General features: G+C 66.1%; 22 protein-coding genes. 6 read left to right on the forward strand and 16 right to left on the reverse strand.

The window, feature by feature from the left end; all coding sequences use genetic code 11:
- Position 1 precedes the first annotated feature (1 nt).
- A complete protein-coding gene (locus AC23D4_RS13100) occupies positions 2–550 on the forward strand; it encodes a DUF2231 domain-containing protein (RefSeq protein ID WP_472889897.1) in 549 nt (182 codons plus the stop codon).
- Between the two features lie 35 nt (positions 551–585).
- Here the strand turns inward: AC23D4_RS13100 and AC23D4_RS13105 are convergent, their stop codons facing one another.
- From AC23D4_RS13105 to AC23D4_RS13135, 7 genes are all read right to left on the reverse strand, one after another.
- The gene (locus AC23D4_RS13105) at positions 586–1,440 is read right to left on the reverse strand and encodes an ABC transporter permease (RefSeq protein WP_472889896.1); all 855 of its coding nucleotides are present in this window, start codon (positions 1,438–1,440) and stop codon (positions 586–588) included.
- A 1-nt stretch (position 1,441) separates the two neighbouring features.
- Positions 1,442–2,314 carry an ABC transporter permease gene (locus tag AC23D4_RS13110; protein ID WP_472889895.1) on the reverse strand — a complete coding sequence of 291 codons (873 nt, stop codon included), beginning with the start codon at positions 2,312–2,314 and terminating at the stop codon, positions 1,442–1,444.
- 4 nt (positions 2,315–2,318) lie between these two features.
- Positions 2,319–3,437 carry an ABC transporter ATP-binding protein gene (locus AC23D4_RS13115; protein WP_472889894.1) on the reverse strand — a complete coding sequence of 373 codons (1,119 nt, stop codon included), beginning with the start codon at positions 3,435–3,437 and terminating at the stop codon, positions 2,319–2,321.
- Positions 3,438–3,451: 14 nt separating this feature from the next.
- A complete protein-coding gene (locus tag AC23D4_RS13120; protein WP_472889893.1) occupies positions 3,452–4,504 on the reverse strand; it encodes an extracellular solute-binding protein in 1,053 nt (350 codons plus the stop codon).
- Between the two features lie 175 nt (positions 4,505–4,679).
- Positions 4,680–4,931 (reverse strand): hypothetical protein, encoded by a 252-nt coding sequence (locus tag AC23D4_RS13125; RefSeq protein WP_472889892.1) that lies wholly within the window; start codon positions 4,929–4,931, stop codon positions 4,680–4,682.
- A gap of 5 nt (positions 4,932–4,936) precedes the next feature.
- Entirely contained in the window at positions 4,937–5,566 is a 630-nt protein-coding gene (gene ypfH / locus AC23D4_RS13130) for an esterase (RefSeq protein WP_472889891.1), read from the reverse strand.
- A 21-nt stretch (positions 5,567–5,587) separates the two neighbouring features.
- Positions 5,588–6,415 (reverse strand): dioxygenase family protein, encoded by an 828-nt coding sequence (locus AC23D4_RS13135; protein WP_472889890.1) that lies wholly within the window; start codon positions 6,413–6,415, stop codon positions 5,588–5,590.
- A gap of 218 nt (positions 6,416–6,633) precedes the next feature.
- On the opposite strand from AC23D4_RS13135, the gene AC23D4_RS13140 reads away from it, so the two are divergent.
- The 3 genes from AC23D4_RS13140 (at position 6,634) to AC23D4_RS13150 (ending at position 9,882) form a co-directional block, all read left to right on the forward strand.
- On the forward strand, positions 6,634–7,887 hold the full coding sequence (locus AC23D4_RS13140) for an FAD-dependent oxidoreductase (RefSeq protein WP_487623616.1): 1,254 nt from the start codon (positions 6,634–6,636) through the stop codon (positions 7,885–7,887).
- A gap of 45 nt (positions 7,888–7,932) precedes the next feature.
- Positions 7,933–9,057 carry a tRNA 2-thiouridine(34) synthase MnmA gene (gene mnmA / locus AC23D4_RS13145; RefSeq protein WP_472889888.1) on the forward strand — a complete coding sequence of 375 codons (1,125 nt, stop codon included), beginning with the start codon at positions 7,933–7,935 and terminating at the stop codon, positions 9,055–9,057.
- A gap of 186 nt (positions 9,058–9,243) precedes the next feature.
- The gene (locus tag AC23D4_RS13150) at positions 9,244–9,882 is read left to right on the forward strand and encodes a peroxiredoxin (RefSeq protein ID WP_472889887.1); all 639 of its coding nucleotides are present in this window, start codon (positions 9,244–9,246) and stop codon (positions 9,880–9,882) included.
- Between the two features lie 35 nt (positions 9,883–9,917).
- Here the strand turns inward: AC23D4_RS13150 and AC23D4_RS13155 are convergent, their stop codons facing one another.
- Positions 9,918–10,637 (reverse strand): class I SAM-dependent methyltransferase, encoded by a 720-nt coding sequence (locus AC23D4_RS13155; RefSeq protein WP_472889886.1) that lies wholly within the window; start codon positions 10,635–10,637, stop codon positions 9,918–9,920.
- A gap of 133 nt (positions 10,638–10,770) precedes the next feature.
- Here AC23D4_RS13155 and AC23D4_RS13160 point away from each other — a divergent pair, with 133 nt between their 5' ends.
- Both AC23D4_RS13160 and AC23D4_RS13165 read left to right on the forward strand, forming a co-directional pair.
- Positions 10,771–11,184, forward strand: a complete 414-nt coding sequence (locus tag AC23D4_RS13160; RefSeq protein WP_472889885.1) for a DsrE family protein — start codon at positions 10,771–10,773, stop codon at positions 11,182–11,184.
- Positions 11,185–11,266: 82 nt separating this feature from the next.
- A protein-coding gene (locus tag AC23D4_RS13165) for an IS3 family transposase (protein WP_472887530.1) occupies positions 11,267–12,633 on the forward strand; the annotation gives its coding sequence in 2 pieces (ribosomal slippage) (positions 11,267–11,756 and positions 11,756–12,633; 1,368 coding nt in all).
- 88 nt (positions 12,634–12,721) lie between these two features.
- Here AC23D4_RS13165 and AC23D4_RS13170 read toward each other — a convergent pair.
- The 8 genes from AC23D4_RS13170 to cydX all read right to left on the reverse strand — a co-directional run bounded on the left by AC23D4_RS13170 (position 12,722) and on the right by cydX (position 16,804).
- Positions 12,722–13,192, reverse strand: a complete 471-nt coding sequence (locus AC23D4_RS13170; protein WP_472890525.1) for a PaaI family thioesterase — start codon at positions 13,190–13,192, stop codon at positions 12,722–12,724.
- Positions 13,193–13,230: 38 nt separating this feature from the next.
- Complete coding sequence (locus AC23D4_RS13175; protein ID WP_472890524.1) at positions 13,231–13,707, reverse strand: hypothetical protein; 477 nt, start codon at positions 13,705–13,707, stop codon at positions 13,231–13,233.
- Positions 13,704–14,153, reverse strand: a complete 450-nt coding sequence (locus AC23D4_RS13180; protein WP_472890523.1) for a group II truncated hemoglobin — start codon at positions 14,151–14,153, stop codon at positions 13,704–13,706. The genes AC23D4_RS13175 and AC23D4_RS13180 overlap by 4 nt, the downstream gene beginning before the upstream one ends.
- Before the next feature lie 105 nt (positions 14,154–14,258).
- Positions 14,259–15,257: an arsenic resistance protein gene (locus AC23D4_RS13185; protein ID WP_472890522.1), complete on the reverse strand. Its 999-nt coding sequence runs from the start codon at positions 15,255–15,257 to the stop codon at positions 14,259–14,261.
- A 21-nt stretch (positions 15,258–15,278) separates the two neighbouring features.
- Positions 15,279–15,668: a DUF6858 family protein gene (locus AC23D4_RS13190; RefSeq protein WP_472890521.1), complete on the reverse strand. Its 390-nt coding sequence runs from the start codon at positions 15,666–15,668 to the stop codon at positions 15,279–15,281.
- Positions 15,669–15,709: 41 nt separating this feature from the next.
- The gene (locus tag AC23D4_RS13195; protein ID WP_472890520.1) at positions 15,710–16,375 is read right to left on the reverse strand and encodes an MBL fold metallo-hydrolase; all 666 of its coding nucleotides are present in this window, start codon (positions 16,373–16,375) and stop codon (positions 15,710–15,712) included.
- A 1-nt stretch (position 16,376) separates the two neighbouring features.
- The gene (locus AC23D4_RS13200; RefSeq protein WP_472890519.1) at positions 16,377–16,691 is read right to left on the reverse strand and encodes a cyd operon YbgE family protein; all 315 of its coding nucleotides are present in this window, start codon (positions 16,689–16,691) and stop codon (positions 16,377–16,379) included.
- Positions 16,688–16,804, reverse strand: a complete 117-nt coding sequence (cydX, locus tag AC23D4_RS13205) for a cytochrome bd-I oxidase subunit CydX (RefSeq protein WP_472890518.1) — start codon at positions 16,802–16,804, stop codon at positions 16,688–16,690. The genes AC23D4_RS13200 and cydX overlap by 4 nt, the downstream gene beginning before the upstream one ends.
- Positions 16,805–16,818: the final 14 nt, after the last annotated feature.

Consider the following 16,818-nt stretch of genomic DNA (forward strand, 5'->3'; position numbering starts at 1 on the left):
CATGGATGCCTATCACGTCTTGATGGTTCACTTTCCCATCGCGCTGTGGATGACCGCCACCCTGGCGATCTTCCTGCGCGTGTTTTCCGACGGCCCGCTGGCCAGGTCCGTGGACCACGCGCTGGTGCCGCTGCTCAGCGCCAGCCTGGTGTTCGGCATCATCGCGTTTGCCATCGGCCTGATGGTGTGGCCCTGGGAAACGATCTCCGCGTCGGCCCTGGGCCGCAACCACGTGCTGCTCGCCAGCTGGACCGTGGCCTACTGGGCCGTGATCCTGTTCGTGCGCTGGCGCCGTGGCGAGAGCGTGTGGCAAGGCTTGTCGCGCTGGGTCATGGCCGTTCTGGCCTTCCTCGGCAGCGCCCTGCTGGGCATCACCGGCACGCTGGGCGGCCACCTCGTGGGCATCTACACCGAGGTGTCTGACCTGCTGCGCCTGCTGGGCTGGGAGGTGTACACCACCTACTACGTGCCCAACACCACACTGATCGCCTTGGGTGTGATTTCGCTGCTGCTGCTGGTCATGGCTTTCTGGGGCCGCAAAGCCACCTGATCCCGGCCCGCGCGCACCGCAACCGCAGGCGCACTTCACCGCGCCTGCGGTTTGCGCCACAGCAGCATCAGCGCCAGCAGGGCCGAGGCCACCATGAGGAAGAGGCTGATCGCGTTGAGCACCGGCGTGGCGCCCTCGCGCATGCGGCTGTACATCAGCACGGTGAGCGGTGAGTCCGAGCCCACCAGCATCAGCGTGGTGTTGAAGTTCTCGAACGACATCAGGAAGGCCATGGCCGCGGCGCCGATCATGCTCGGGCGCAGGTAGGGCAAGGTGATGGTCCAGAGCACCGCGAGGCGGCTCGCGCCCAGGTTGTAGGCGGCTTCTTCGAGCGTGCGGTCGAAGCGGCGCAGGCTGGCCGAGATGGTGAGCGTGGCGATGGTCACGATGTAGCAGAACTGGCCAAGGATCACCAGCGGCAGGCCGGGCCGCAGGAAGTCCAGCTCCAGACCCCATGTCTCGTCGGCGAAGTTGGCGATGCGGCTGACGAAGGCGAGGATGGAGATGCCCAGGATCACGCCCGGAATCACCAGCGGCAGCATGGCCAGCAGCGCAATCGCGCTCTTGCCCGGGAACTCGAAACGCTCCAGCAGGAAGGCGTTGCAGGTGCCCACACCGACCGACAGCAGCGTGACCCAGAGCGCCACCCAGGCGCTCACGCCCATGCTCCGCAGCAGCTCGCCGTCGGCCAGCAGGCCCGTGCGCGCATCGCTGTTGGCGGTGAACCAGTCGAACGTGAAGCCCATCCAGGGCGGGGTCGGGTAGTCGGCGTTGTTGAACGCGAACACCGCCACCACCAGCAGCGGCACGAACAGGAACACGAAAAAGCCGGTGACGAAGGCACCGAGACCGAAGCGCTGAAGCGGGGGGCGGGGCAGGCTCGGGATCATGTCAGCTCGCCTTCATCACGGCACCGAAGCGCTGGCCAGTGAGTTTGAGACCGGCCCACACAAGCAGGCTGGAAAGGAACAACAAGAGGAAGCCGAAGGCCGCACCCTGGTTCCAGTTGAACCGCGTGATGAACTGGGTGTAGATCTGCTCGGTGAACCAGAGCGAGTTCTTGCCGCCCAGCAGCGTGGGCGTGAGGTAGTTGCCGAGGCAGAGCATGAAGACGACGATGCTGCCGGCGGCGATGCCGGGCGCGGCGTGCGGGATGACGATGCGGCGCACGATGTTGGCGGTGCTGCCGCCGAGGTCGTAAGCCGCTTCGATCAGGCTGTCGTCCAGGCTCTCCAGGCTGTTCACGAGCGGGATCACCATGAACAGCAGCGAGGCATAAACCAGGCCGACCAGAATCGTGGCGTCGTGGTACAGCAGCTCCACCGGCTGGTCAGCCAGGCCCACGGCCTGCAGCAGGCTGGAAACCACGCCGGTCTCGCGCAGCAGGATCAGCCAGCCCAGGGTGCGCACCATTTCGCTGACCCAGAACGGCAGCAGGCACAGCACCAGCAGCACCATCTTGAGCCGACCCCGCGCCACCTTGGCGATGTACCAGGCGGCCGGAAACGCCAGCAGCAGCGTGAGCCCGGTGGCCAGCGTCGAGATGACCGCCGTGCGCACAAAGGTGTTCCAGTACAGCGGTTCGTCGACAAAGGTGCGGTACTGGTCGAGGCTGGCTGCGTACTCCCCCGGTCCCACGCGCGCCTGCAGCGACAGCAGCAGCAACTCCACGTGCGGCAGGATCACCAGGCCCACCAGCCACAGCAGCGCCGGGGCCAGCAGCAGGCCCAGCATCCAGCGGCGGTGCGCGGTGGCGTCGTTCATGGCCTCAAGCCGAAAAACACCAGGCCTGTGCGGGCTGGTAGCCGAAGTGCACGGTCTCGCCAGACTTCAGATCGGCGAGGCGGCCGGTGAGTGGCAGCGCGATGTGCAGCGGCGTCTGGCTCTTGTCTTCGAGCACCAGCACGGTGGAGTTGCCGCCATCGAACAGCACGCTCTGCACGCTCGCGCTCCAGGCCGGTTCACCGGCGGGCAGCTCGCGCGGGCTGCGCCCGATCTCGATGGCCTCGGGACGGATGAACAGGGTGGCCGACTGGCCCACGTCCAGCGTGCCCACACGCTGCGACCACAGCCCCATGCCACTGGTCGTGCGCAACAGAACCTGCTCGCCGTTGCGCGATTCGATGGTGCCTTCAAAGCGGTTGTTGTTGCCCACGAAGCCCGCGACGAACGCGGTCTGCGGCTGGTAATACAGCTGCTGCGGCGTGCCCAGCTGTTCGAAGCGGCCGTGGTTCATCACCGCGACCTGATCCGACATGACCAGCGCTTCCGACTGGTCGTGCGTGATGTAGACGAAGGTGGTACCGACCTCGGCCTGGAGTTGTTTCAACTCCACCTTCATGTGCTCGCGCAGCTTGAGGTCGAGCGCGCCCAAAGGTTCGTCGAGCAGCAGCAACGCGGGCTCCAGCACCAGCGAGCGCGCGATGGCCACGCGCTGCTTCTGCCCGCCCGAGAGCTGATCAATGCGCTTGTCCTCGCTGCCGGGCAGGCCCACGCGCCTGAGCATGTCGGTCACCTTGGCCCTGGCGGCAGCGCCCTTCACGCCACGGCGCTCCAGGCCGTAGGCGATGTTCTCGCCCACGCTCATCATGGGGAACAGCGCCAGGTGCTGGAACACCATGTTCACCGGGCGCTTGTTGGGCGCGACGCCGCGCATCGACGCGCCCTTGATCACGATGTCGCCCGCATCGGGTTCGATGAAACCCGCCACCATGCGCAGCAGCGTGGTCTTGCCACAGCCCGAGGGCCCGAGAATGGAAAAGAACGAGCCCCGGCGCACCTGGAAACTCAGGTCATCCACCGCGGCAAACGCGCCATAGCGTTTGCGCACGGACTGGATGTCGAGATCGTGGGTGCCGGGGCCGCTGGCGGCCTGCTCGGACGACAACGCCAGCCCGCCGCTTACTTGGCGGCCTTGACGCGGTCGAGCACGCGGCCTTCGATGTCTTCGATGCCGGCCGGCACGGCCGGGTACCACTTGATGTTCTTCAGCGCGGCTTCGGGGAAGCTGTCGGCGAACTGCTTCTTGAGCACCGGGTCCATCATCTGGTCAGCGCCCTGGCTGGCGGTGAAGTTGCCGGCCGACGAAGCCACCTTGGCGGCGATCTCGGGGCGCATGTTGAAGTTGATCCAGGCGTAGGCGGCGGCGTCGTTCTTGCCCTTGGCGGGGATGGCGAAGGTGTCCACCCAGCCCAGCGCGCCCGATTTCGGTGCCACGAACTTCACGTCGGGGTTGGCCTTGTTCAGCTCCCAGCCACCGGTGTCCCACATCATGGCCGTGGTGAGTTCACCCGAGCGGATGCCGGCGAGCAGCTGGTCCTTGCCGTCCCAGTAGAACTTCACGTTTTTCTTGCACTCGGTGAGCTTCTTGCCCATGTCGTCCATCAGGGCGCTGTAGGCTTTGGCGTCGCCGTAGAGCGCAAACGGGTCCTTGCCGGAGGCGAAGGCCATGGCGATCAGCGTGGGGCGCTTCAGGCGCATGCTGACCTTGCCGGCGTTTTCAGCCGCGCACAGGTCGGCGTAGTCGGTGGCCTTGGAGGTCTTGGTGTTGACCACCAGGCCGTCGGTGCCCCAGATGTGCGGCAGGCCGTAGACCTTGCCGCCGACCGTGGTGTTTTTCTTGGTCGCGTCGAGCATGGACGGGATGAAAAGGTCGGCCTTGACCTTCGAAAGATCCAGCGGCTTGTAGATCTTGAACTCGGTCTGCGGCCCGGCGATGCGGTCCTGGCTGGGCTGGGCGAGGTCAAACCCGGCGCCCGCGGTGGCGCGCAGCTTGGAGATCATCTCTTCGTTGTTGGAGGTGGTCACCTCGACCTTGAAGCCGGTCTCCTTGGTGAACTGCTCGATCACGTCCTTGGGCGCGTAACCACCCCAGGTCAGCAGGCGCAGGGTCTTGTCTTGCGCCTGTGCGACGCCAGCAGCCAGCATCAGCGTGGCCAGAACGATAGGGGACAACTTGCTCTTCATGGAGAAGCTCGCTTTCAGAGTGGGTGTGACAGATCGGAACAGAGAGGCGCCCGCAAGCCGAGACGCGGGCGCCCGCCGGATTTGCAGACACGCAGAATCCGGTAAAGGCCAGAATAAGTCAAGGCTGTGAAAGACGTGTGACATGCGCGTGCTGCACCAGCGATCAAGCGTCGGGATGCACGGCGTCGAAGCCCGGGTGGTGCAGGCCTTCGATCTGGTCTTCCACGGTCTGGATCGCGTTCTCCAGTTCCAGAGGCGAAGGCCCGCCACGGTGACCAGGCGCGGACCAGAGCGTGTTGCATCCGATCGGCAGCACGAAGCGCTGGACCTCAGCCTCTGGCGCCCTCAGCGACGCCACGGTTTCCAGGGCGCCGATGTGCAGATGCAGCGTGGCCGGGGCGGTGTTCGCTGGCATGGTTTTCAGGCGCTCTCGGCGTCCGGGTCGAGCGCCGCGCTCAGCAGCGTCAATACGCGGCCATCGATGCCATGGCCCAGGCCGGGCAGCAGGTCCACCCGCGGCGCGGCGCCCAGCGCGCGCAGGCGCTCGGCCGCGGCCACGCTGAAGGCCGGCGCGATCACCGGGTCCTGCTCGCCGTGGATGAAATGCAGCGCTGTGCCGTCCGGCGCCAGCCGCGGCGGCTGGGCGAAACGCCCGGCCATGGCGAACACGCGCGCGGCGATGGGCGGCGCCTGCTGTGTGGACTCCAGCGCCATGATGGCGCCTTGCGAAAAACCCGCCAGCGCCGTGGCCGACGCATCCAGCCCGGTGCGCGCCTGCCAGGCCTGAACGGTCTGCAAGAAACGTGGCATCACCGTCGCGATGCGATCCACACGGTTGGCCTCGTCGATGCCACGCACCGAAAACCACTGCCAGCCACCGCCCATGTCGGACGGAAACGGCGAGCGCACGCTGACCACCCAGCGGTCGGGCCGGGCCAGCGCCTGGCCCAGTGGCAGCAGGCCTTCGGGCGATGCCCCGACGCCGTGGAACAGCAGCACCAGCTGGCGCGCGGGCACGGAGGGCTGGTGAACGATGAGGTCGCCTTGCATGGTGTCTGTCCAGGTGGGGCTTCAGGCGGCCAGCGCGTCGGCCGCCACCGACGCTGGCAGCGGCAGTGTGCCGAACAGGTACGAGTCCATGGCCAGCACGCCGTGCGTGATGCCCCCCTCGATGCGCGTGGCCGGCACTTCAGCGCCCGCTGCGCCCGCGGCCACCATCAACGGCCACAGGTGCTCGGGCGTGGGGTGGGCCCGCTGCGCGTGCGGCGCGATGGCCATGGTCTGCTGCAGGCGGGCGTGGTCGCGGGTCAACACGGCCTGCGTGATCCAGGCCGAGAACTCGCGCGCGTAGTCCTCGCCCTCGGCGCCGGCCGCGTCGAAACGCACCTCGTATAGGTTGTGCGTGAGGCTGCCCGAACCGACGATGAGCACGCCCTCCTCGGCCAGCGGCGCCAGCGCCTGGCCGAAGGCGTAGGCGCGCGCGCCGTCGAGCCGCGCCGGCAGCGAGACCTGGAACACCGGCACATCGGCCTGCGGCAACAGGTGCATCAGCGGCACCCAGGCGCCGTGGTCCAGCCCCCACTGGGGGTCCGCCTCGGCCGCCCAGCCCGCGGCGCGCAACACCTCGATGGCGCGCTGCGCCACCTCGGGCGCACCCGGCGCGGGGTACTGCAACTCGTAGAGCGCGGCCGGGAAACCGCCGAAATCGTGCACGGTCTTCGGCGCGGCGCTGGTGGCCACGCGCGGCTCGCGCGTCATCCAGTGCGGCGACACCACCAGCACGGCCTTCGGAACCGGCAGCGACTTGCCCAGGGCGGTGAGCGCAGGGCCGGCGATGCCGGGTTCGATGGCGAACGTGGGTGCACCGTGGGAGATGAAGAGTGTGGGCAAGCGGGTCATGGCGGGGTTCCAGTGGCGGTGCAGACCTGTGTGCTGCACACGCCTCCACTGTAGAGAGTCGGGGGGCGCGCACCGTTCAATGGAAATGGTCGCTGCGTTGAAACGGGTTGACCGATGCCCCGGGCATCTACGGGTTTGTCCGCTGTCTCCCCCGCTGCCAGCCTCCTAGCATTAACCATACCCCGTTCAGTATTTGACCTTGGAGATCTCCTATGCCGATGCCATTCACCCCCCGTCGCCGCGACATGCTTCAGGCCACCGCCATCGGCGTCGCGGCCCTCGCCACCGGGTGTGCCGCCATCGGCACGGGGGCCAAGCCACGCGTGGTGGTGGTCGGTGGCGGCTGGGGCGGGCTGGGTGCGGTGCGCGGCCTGCTGGCCGCGGGTGGCGCCGACGTGACCCTGGTCGAGCCCAACGAGGGTTTCATGTCCTGCCCGCTGAGCGCGCACTTCATCGCCGGCTTCCAGCCCGCCAGCGATTTCCAGCGCAGCTACGCGCGCATCGACCAGCTGGGCGCGCGGCGCGTGCGCGAACGTGTGACCGGGATCGACCGCACCAAGCGCGAGGTGGTGACCGCCACGCAGCGCCTGCCCTACGACTTCCTGGTGCTGTCGCCTGGCGTCGAATACATGGAGGACGGCATCCAGGGTTACGCCGAAGCGCGCGCTCAGCTGCCGGTGGGCTTTCGCGCCTTCGAGCAGATGGCGGTGCGCCAGCAAGTGGACGAGTTCCTCGCCAAGGGCGGCAACTTCGTCATCAGCGCGCCCAAGCCACCCTACCGCTGCCCGCCCGCGCCCTACGAGCGCGCCTTCCTGATCGCCGAGCAGATGAAGCAGCGCGGCACCAAGGGCAAGATCATCCTGATCGATGCCAACCCCAACCCGATGCCTTTGCCGATCGCCAAGCCCATCCTGAACGGCATGAAGAGCCTGTACGCCAACCAGATCGAATACATGCCCGACACCGCCATCACCTCAGTGGACATGGGCAAACGCCAGCTCGCCACCTCGTCGGGCGACGTGCCTTTCGCGCACGCCAACCTGATCCTGCCGATGCGCGCACCGGCGCTGATCCGCCAGGCTGGCCTGGGCGAGCGCTGGGCCGCGGTGAAGCTGCCGAGCTTCCAGAGCCAGGCCGACGAGCGCATCTACGTGATCGGCGACTCGCAGGGCTCTCCCCTGCCCAAGAGCGGTCACATCGCCTTCGGCAGTGGCCAGCAGGTGGCCGAAGCCATCACGGACCGCATCGCCGGCAAGACTCCTGCGCCAGCGGCAGGTCCGGTCGACCTGCCGCTGGGCATCTGCTGGGCCAACGTGACGCACAAGGACGCGATCAACATCAACGTGGCGTCGAGCGTGGCGCCCGGCGAGGCCCCCAAACTCAAAATCACCGTGGACCCGGAACACAACGCCCGCTCGGGCGCTGCCGCCACCAGCTGGGGCAACGGCATGTGGAAGGCCATGCTCGGCTGAACCCCACGCAACGGGAGGACACGCCGGCGGCGGGATAATCCCGTCATGGCAAAGAAACAGCGTGTGGTGGTCGGTTTGAGCGGTGGAGTGGACTCCGCGGTGAGCGCGCACCTGCTCAAGGAGCAGGGCTACGAGGTCATCGGCATCTTCATGAAGAACTGGGAAGACGATGACAACGGCGAGTACTGCTCGTCCAACATCGACTTCGTCGACGCCGCCGCGGTGGCCGACGTGATCGGCATCGAGATCGAACACGTCAACTTCGCGGCCGAGTACAAGGACCGCGTGTTCGCCGAGTTCCTGCGTGAATACCAGGCCGGGCGCACGCCCAACCCCGACATCCTGTGCAACGCCGAGATCAAGTTCAAGGCCTTCCTCGACCACGCGATGCGCCTGGGCGCCGAGAAGATCGCCACCGGCCACTACGCCCGCGTGCGCCTGAACGAAGCGACCGGCCAACACGAGCTGCTCAAGGGACTGGACCCGCTGAAGGACCAGAGCTACTTTCTGCACCGCCTGAACCAGGCGCAGCTGAGCAAGACGCTGTTCCCGGTGGGCGAACTGCCCAAGACCGAGGTGCGCCGCATCGCCGCCGAGATCGGCCTGCCCAACGCGAAAAAGAAGGACAGCACCGGCATCTGCTTCATCGGCGAGCGGCCGTTCCGCGATTTCCTCAACCGCTACATCGCCAAGGAGCCGGGACCAATCAAGGACCCGAACGGCCGCACCATCGGGAACCACGTGGGCCTGAGTTTCTACACGCTGGGCCAGCGCCAGGGCCTGGGCATCGGCGGTATCCGTGAAAAGGGCGCACAGAAAGGCGGCAACGAACACGAGCCCTGGTTCGTCGCGCGCAAGGACATGGCCAACAACATCCTCTGGGTGGTGCAGGGCCATGACCACCCCTGGCTGCTCTCGCCCAGCCTGCGCGCCGAAGACCTGAGCTGGGTCGCGGGCGAGGCACCGCAGGTCACCGACCTCGCGGCCAAGACGCGCTACCGCCAGGCCGACGCGCCCTGCACCCTGCAGACCGACGCCACCGGCATCACCCTGCGTTTTGCCGAACCGCAATGGGCGGTGACGCCGGGCCAGAGTGCCGTGATCTACGACGGCGAGGTCTGCCTGGGCGGCGGTGTGATCCACACCGAGGCGGCCAACGCGCCCGTCTGAGCGACTACCCGCCGAAGCCCTTGCTTGGTACGGGGAAAAGGCTGGCTATCGGCGCGGTTGGAACTGCCAATGGCCGGCTTGACAAAACGCAATCTATTGCCATGTGCGCATCCATAGACTTCATTCATCGGACAAGCAATCCTGCTTTCCCGGTTCTTCCGAAACCCGACCTGAATGGAGTACCTCATGGAAAACCTTGCCACCTTCCCCCGCCTCAACGAAGCCGCCCCGGCCTTCAACGCCAAGACCACCCACGGTGACCGCACGCTCGCCGACTACAAAGGCAAGTGGCTGATCCTGTTCTCGCACCCGGCCGATTTCACGCCCGTCTGCACCACCGAGTTCATCGGCTTCCAGAAACACGCCGAGACCTTCCGAGGCATGAACTGCGAGCTGCTCGGCCTGTCCATCGACAGCCTGTATTCGCACCTGGCCTGGACGCAGAACATCCAGGAAAAATTCGGTGTCGAGATCAGCTTCCCGATCATCGAAGACATCAAGATGGATGTCGCCAAGGCCTACGGCATGGTGCACCCCGGTGCCGCCGACACGCAGGCCGTGCGCGCCACCTTCTTCATCGATCCCGACGGCATCCTGCGCGCCATGGTCTATTACCCGATGAGCAACGGACGCAGCATCGACGAGTTCGTGCGCCTGCTGCAGGCCATGCAGACCAGCGACGCCAACAAGGTCGCCACGCCCGAAGGCTGGACGCCCGGCTGCGACGTGATCGTGCCACCGCCCAAGAGCCCCGACGCCATCAAGGCGCGTCTGGCCGAAGGCTACAAGACGACCGACTGGTACTACTCGACCAGGTCGCTGTGATCGGCTGAAGGACCTGCCCGAACAGGGCGGGCCCTTCAACCCGTGCGGCGCAGCAGTCGCACGTGCATCGGCCGCACGAAATGCGCACCGTCCGCACCCATGTGCGGCATGAAGGCGTCGCGCACTCGGGCAACCAGCGCAGGCGTGATGTGGTGGTCGGCGAAGCTGGGGTAGAGCATGCGCTGCTCGAACTCAGCCCAGTCCTTGAAGTGCGCAGGCTGCGCAAAACGCCGCTCGCCCGCTGCATCCCATTGGGTACCGATGGTCAGCGCACGGTCCAGTGCGGCCTGCGCGGCCCGACGCACGGTGTTCTCGTCGTTGTAGAGGCGCACGATCTCGTTGAGCGCGCCGCCGTATATCGGCTCGCTCACGTAGAACCAGCCACCGGGTTTGACCACGCGCGCCACCTCGGCGAGCGCCGCGTCCATGCCGTCGAGCGGCACGTGGTGCAGGCTCTTGAGCATCATCGCGCCGTCAAAGCCCGCATCGGGGAACGGCACGGCTTCGGCGCTGCCGGCCACGAACAGCAGCCGATCCTGCGGACTCGAAACGTTCTTGGTGTGCTGCACGGCGTCCACCTCCAGCCCCACCACCTGGCTGCCCGCATGGCGCAGCAGCAGCGCGCGCGCCAGCCGCGCATTGCCGCAGCCCAGCTCGATGATGCGCTGTCCGGCCAGCGGCACCAGGTCGTCCAGCACATCGAGTTCGTCGCGCACGAGCGGCAGTTGATCGGGATCGGCTTGGTGTTCGTTCATTTTGTTGCTCTTGAATCCGCAGCATTCACAGGAGCTTGCGTTTTCTCATGGATACCTCAATGAGTATAGGAAGAATGGCGGCAACCACCGCAATCGCGGTGGAATGCCAACCGAATTTTCAAGGAGTTCCTGCATGAAGCACCTGATCGCCCTGGGCACCGCCGCCCTGCTGGCCACCGGCACGGTCCACGCCGAAGAGCTGTTCGTCAACATCCACAGCGGCAGCGCCATGGCACAGGGCGCGGGCCTGGTGCTCGCCGGCCAGGCGCTGGAGCAGAAGGCCAGCGTGCGCGTGCTGCTGTGCGACGCTGCAGGCGACATGGCCGTCGTGGGCAAGGAAGGCCCGAAGCTCAAGCCGCGCGACGTGACCACGCAGCAGATGCTGCAAGGCGTGATCAAGGCCGGTGCCAAGGTGGAAGTGTGTGCACTGTACCTGCCCAACACCGGCCTCAAGCCCACCGACCTGATCCCCGGCGTGACTCCGGCCAAGCCAGCCGACGTGGCAGCCCACCTGCTCAAGCCGGGTGTGAACAGCCTGGCTTTCTGATCGGCTTCGTCCCATAAGAAACGGCGCCCCTTGAACTGCACCCCAAAGGTTGGACATCAATCCAATCGATGGGGTGTTTTTCATGACGAAACACAGTGAGAGCTTCAAGCTCGAAGTTGTTCAAAGGTATCTGGCCGGGCCGCTGGGCCATAAGGCTTTGGCCAAGCAGTACGGGATAGGCCGAAACAGCATCGCGAACTGGGTGGACCGCTATATGGCCCATGGTCTGAAAGGATTGCACAGAAAGCCAGGGGGCTACTACAGCGCAGAGTTCAAGTTGAACGTACTGCGCCAGGCCAAGCTTCGGGAGTTGTCGAACACGCAAGCGGCCACGCTCTTTGATGTGCGTGGCGGTGGAGGCATCGTGGGTTTGTGGCGGCGCCAGTACGATGAGGGCGGCCTGCAAGCGCTCCACCCCAAACCCCGAGGCCGCCCTCCCATGAAGCCCCCCAAGCCCAAATCCGCGCCAGCCGCCCCCGCGCAGACGGACGACAAGCGCTCGCTGCAAGAGTTGCACGAGGAGAACGAGCAACTACGTACGGAGGTGGCCTACCTAAAAAAGTTGGAGGCCTTGGTTCGAGCCAATCGGCAAGCTGCGCTGAAAAAGCGCAAGCCGTCCTCGAACTGAGGCCACAGTTCCTGCTGCGTCGACTACTGCAGTCCGCAGGCCTGTCGCGAAGCACGTTCTACTACCAAGCCAAGGTGCTGCAGGCTGGCGACCGATACGCCGGATTGAAGGACAGCATTCAAGCTGTGTACGAACGCCACAAGGGGCGTTATGGCTACCGGCGCATCACGGCCGAGCTCGGCCGCAGCGGCCAAATAGTGAATCACAAGACGGTGCAGCGTCTGATGCAGAGCCTGGGCCTGAAGTCGCTGGTGCGACCCAAGAGATATCGCTCCTATCGGGGCGAGATGGCCTCGACGCCCAACCTACTCAATCGTCGGTTCGAGGCCGAGCGTCCGAACGAGAAATGGGTGACCGATGTGACCGAGTTCAATGTGCGCGGCGAGAAGCTGTACCTGTCGCCCGTGATGGACCTGTTCAACGGAGAAATCGTGGCTTATGAAATGAACGAGCGTCCGCTCTTCCCGCTGGTGGGAAACATGCTCAAGAAGGCTCTGTCGCGGCTCACTGCGCAGGAGGCTCCGATGATGCACTCAGACCAAGGCTGGCAGTACCAGATGGAGGCCTATCGACAGCGGCTGCTCGAGCGAGGCCTGACGCAAAGCATGTCCCGCAGGGGTAACTGCCTGGACAACGCAGCGATGGAGAGCTTCTTCGGCACGCTGAAATCGGAGTTCTTCCGTCTCAACAAATTCGACAACGTCCAGCAGTTACGACAGGGACTGTGCCGCTACATCCACTACTACAACCACCAGCGTATTAAGCTCAAACTAAAAGGCCTGAGCCCGGTGGAGTACCGAACTCAGGCCTTGGGTGCCTAGCTTCCAACCGTCCAACTTCTTGGGGTCAGTTCACCTCGGGGCGCCGTTTTCATTTCAGTCGCGCCATGCACCGCGAGGGTGTTGCCTGTCAGGCACCAAAGCTTTCCGGCATCTGAACGGCAACGACTTCGCCACGCGCGGTGGCCACATCGCCCGCGTACACCGTGGTCTCGACCACCACCTTGCGGCCTTTGATTTCCTTGATGCGACCGCGGATCACCAGCTCGCCGGCCAGGGGCGTGGGCTTCAGAAAGTCCACGTGCAGCGATCCGGTGACGAAACGGAACGCGGGCAGCGAGTCCATGTCGCGCCCCGCCTGCCGGTACATGGCGGCCGCGGCGGTGCCGGTGCTGTGGCAGTCGATCAGCGAGGCGATCAGCCCGCCGTAGGCGTAGCCAGGCACCGAGGTGTGGAAGGGCTCGGGTGTGAAACGGGTGACGGTTTCGTCGCCGTCCCACACGGTCTTGATCTGGTGACCGTGTTGATTTTTGCTGCCGCAGCCGTAGCAGTGCGACACGTTGTCGGGGTAGTGGTCCTGGAAGGCGTCGATAGCGTCCATGGGTGTCTCCTCGCGTATTGGTTGTGGTGGTGACGGGATCAGGGCGCCAGGCCGAGCGCGGTGCGCAGCTGCGCCTCGCTGCTGGCGTACTGGAAGTGGGTCACGCGGCCGGCCTCCAGGCCGATGAGGGTCACCGCGTCGTCCTGGCGCGGCCAGCCGGCCAACAGGGTTTCATCGAGCGACACACCCACCTCGAAAGGCTGTTCACGCAGCGCGGGCAAGGCAAAGGTGCGGGTGATGAGGCCGGGCATCTTGCTCATGTCGGCCAGGTAGACCGCATGACGGCTTTCCAGAAAGCCTTTGTGCTGCGCGCCCAGCACCGTCAGCGCGAGGTTCGAGGCCTTGCGACCGGCGGCGAACACCACCAGCCGCGTGCCCGCCGGGACCTGCCAGTCCTGGTCGTGCTGGTTCTTGAGGCGCAACGCCGGCAGGGGCCGGCCGGGTTCGATGGGGCCGGCGACTGCGCACAGGGGCAGCGCGAGGGCCAGCGCCAGGGCGACGAGCTGCTTTTTCATGCGGTCTCGCACGACTGGCCTTGCATCTGACCGTGGCCGCAACCGGCGCGGTCGCCGGTGTTGACCATGTGGTCGGCCATCTGCGTGAAGGCGTTGAGCAGGCCGGCGCGCAGGTTCTCCTCGGCCACCTGCTCGGTCAGCGCCGTGCGCATGCACAGCATCCACTCGTCACGCTCGGTCGGGCCGATGGCGTAGGGCACGTGGCGCATGCGCAGGCGCGGGTGGCCTTTCTTTTCGGTGTAGAGCGGCGGCCCGCCGAACCAGCCCGAGAGAAATTCGTACAGAGCTTCATTGGCGCCGGCCAGGCTCTCGGGGTGGATGCGGCGCGCGGCGTAGGCCTCGGGCAGCTCGTCCATCAGCTCGTAGAAACGGTCGACGAGGCGGTGCAGGCCTTCGGCGCCGCCCAGGGCGTCGTAGGGTGTGACAGGGTTAGCGGTTGTGGGCATAGGGGTTCCTTTCAGTTTTCCAGGGCACCGCCGTGCCGGCTTTGCCGGACGGCCAGTGCCGCCCCCTTGAGGGGGTCGCGCGAAGCGCGGCGGGGGTGTTCCATTTCAGGCGGCCTTGGAAGCCGCGGGGGGTGGCGCCACAGGCGGTGCGCCAAAGAGCCGGTCGGTGAGCTTGACGTACCAGGCAGCGGCCTGCACCTGGACGATGTAGGCCAGTGCGATCAGCAGGGCGGCATCTGCGCCCTGCTCGCCGAACACGCCCATGGCAATCGCCAGCGCGATCGAGAGGTTGCGCATGACGGTGCCGTAGACCAGGGCGATGGCGTCGCCGCGCTGGAAAAAGAACTTGCCAATCAGGGTGCTGAGAACGAAGTTCAGCGCATAGATCAGCACCAACGGCAGCAGCAGGCTGGGCAACAGGGCGGGCTTCGCAAAGATGTCCTGCGACTTGAGCGCCATGGACACGAAGACGATGCCCAGCACGCCCAGGGTGGAGAACGGTGGGAACTTGGGTTTGTAGTGGCCGTTGAAGCGCGGTTCACCATGACGGTCTACCAGCCAGCGCTGCGTGAGCGTGCCCAGCACCAGCGGCAGGAACACGATCAGCGCGATCTGCAGGAACACCTGCAGCACGGGGATCTCGACCACCGCGCCCAGCAGGGCCTTGAGGTAGACCGGCGCCAGCAGCGAACCGGCGATCAGGCCGACCACGGTCATCTTCACCGCCGCCGGCACATTGCCTTTGGCGAAGCCGGTCCAGGAGATGGTCATGCCCGAGGTGGGCAGCAGTGCGGTCAGCAGCAGCGCCAGCCGCACCATGGGCTGGTCGGCAAAAAACAGCAGGCCCATGCCGTAGCCGATGGCAGGCATGAGGATGAAGTTGACGGCCAGCGTGGTGCCCTGCAGGCGGTTGCCGCCGGGCTTGAGCAGGTCGCGCACGTTCATCGTGACCATCATGGGATAGACCATGAGGAAGGTCAGCGGCAGGATGCCCCAGCGCAGGAAGGCCGGGTCGGCCACCTGCCCGAACAGCAGACCCGCGAGCATGGCGATCGGGATGCTCCAGACCAGATTTTTCTGCGCCCAGTTGAGGACTTTCCACATGATCTCGTTTCCTGTATCCGGTCAATGGTTACGAAGCGCGAGTGTCCAGGCCTGCATGGCGTCGTTGGCGGGCTTCATGGGTGCGTCCATGAAGCTGACCACGAAATGGTCGCCCAGGTCGGCAATGCCGATGGAGCGCGGGCGCACGGCCAGCACCTGCGGGTTGGGCAGCGCATGGCCGAAGCAGAACACCACGTTGACCGCCGCCTGGATCGCGGGCGCGATGTCACCGCCGATGGCTTTCGTGTGCGCGAAGTGATCGAAGGTGGCGATGTAGCTCACGCGCGGTGTCGCGGCGATGCAGGCCTTGAAGTAGTCGGCGATGGCGTCCACGGTGGTGTAGGTTGTCTCTGACTTGGCGATGTCCACCACGGTGATGGGGTATTTTTCCTGGAAATGCAGTTGCTTCATGAAAACTCCGGAGTAGAAAAGAAAACAGGGTCGCCGCCCGTTCAGGCGGACTGGGTGTTGTGGCCCGCCGCTGCACTCACGGCATCCGCTGCTTGCGTTGGCAATGCGGCGACACGGGCCAGGAAGGCGTCGCGCGTCTGCCGGGCAAAGAAAGGGTGCCAGCGGCGCTGCTCCAGCACCGTGCTCACGGCGCGCGCGCGCTGCTCATGGCCGGCAAACAGCAGGGTCTCGTCAGGCAGGGTGAAGAGGCGCAGGGTGATGCTGTCCCACAGCGCTGCGGGGTCCGCCGGGTGCGGCTGGTGCGGGCAGGCGTCCACCGCGAGCAGGCCGCCGCAGAACACGCGGTCGCGCCAGACGAAGCTCAGGCAGCCGGCGGTGTGGCCGGGCGTGGTGATCACCCGCACGATCTCGTTCCCCACGGGCAGGTGCTCGCCATCGGCCACCGTGTGCGTGCCCTCGCAGGCTTCGCCCTGCACCACGGGCGCGCCCAGGCTGCGCAGGCGTTCGAGTTCGTGGCTCTGCAGGTGGTCGTGCTGGTGGGTGCGCAGCACCCAGCGCAGGCGCAGATCGCGCTCCCCCAGCAGCGCCTGCAGCACCGGCAGATCGCGGCTGCGCGGATCGACCACGACGGCTTCGCGCGCGTCGTTGTCGGCCAGCACATAGCTCAGCTCGCCGCTGCGTTCATCGTGCAGGATGCGAAACAGCACCTCAGATTCCCCAGCGCAGCCACGCAGCCAACAACAGGCCGGCGACGCAGGCCCAGCCGGAGAACAGCCAACGCCAGCCGAACCAGCGCGGCACAAAACCGACGCCACGCACCAGCCCGGCGCTCATGGCCCAGAACAGGGCCATGGCCAGGCCATGATCGGCCTGGCCGCTGGCATCGGCGAACAGCAGCGGGTAGATGCTGCCCACGAGCATGATGGCCAGCGCGGCCAGCAGGCTGGGAAGGTGCACGCGGCTGGCCACCGGCACGGGCGCCGCGCCGAGCAGGCCCGTGGCGGGAGCGGGGGCGGGTGTCATGCGTCGCCGCCTTTCGGCAGCGCGCGGGCCTGCTCGTGTTCACCCCACATGGCGTTGAGGATGGCGAGCAACACCGCAAAACCGACACCGAGCATCCAGGCGAAGTACCACATGTGTTTCTCCAAAA

The sequence above is a fragment of the Hydrogenophaga sp. L76 genome (assembly GCF_057654755.1).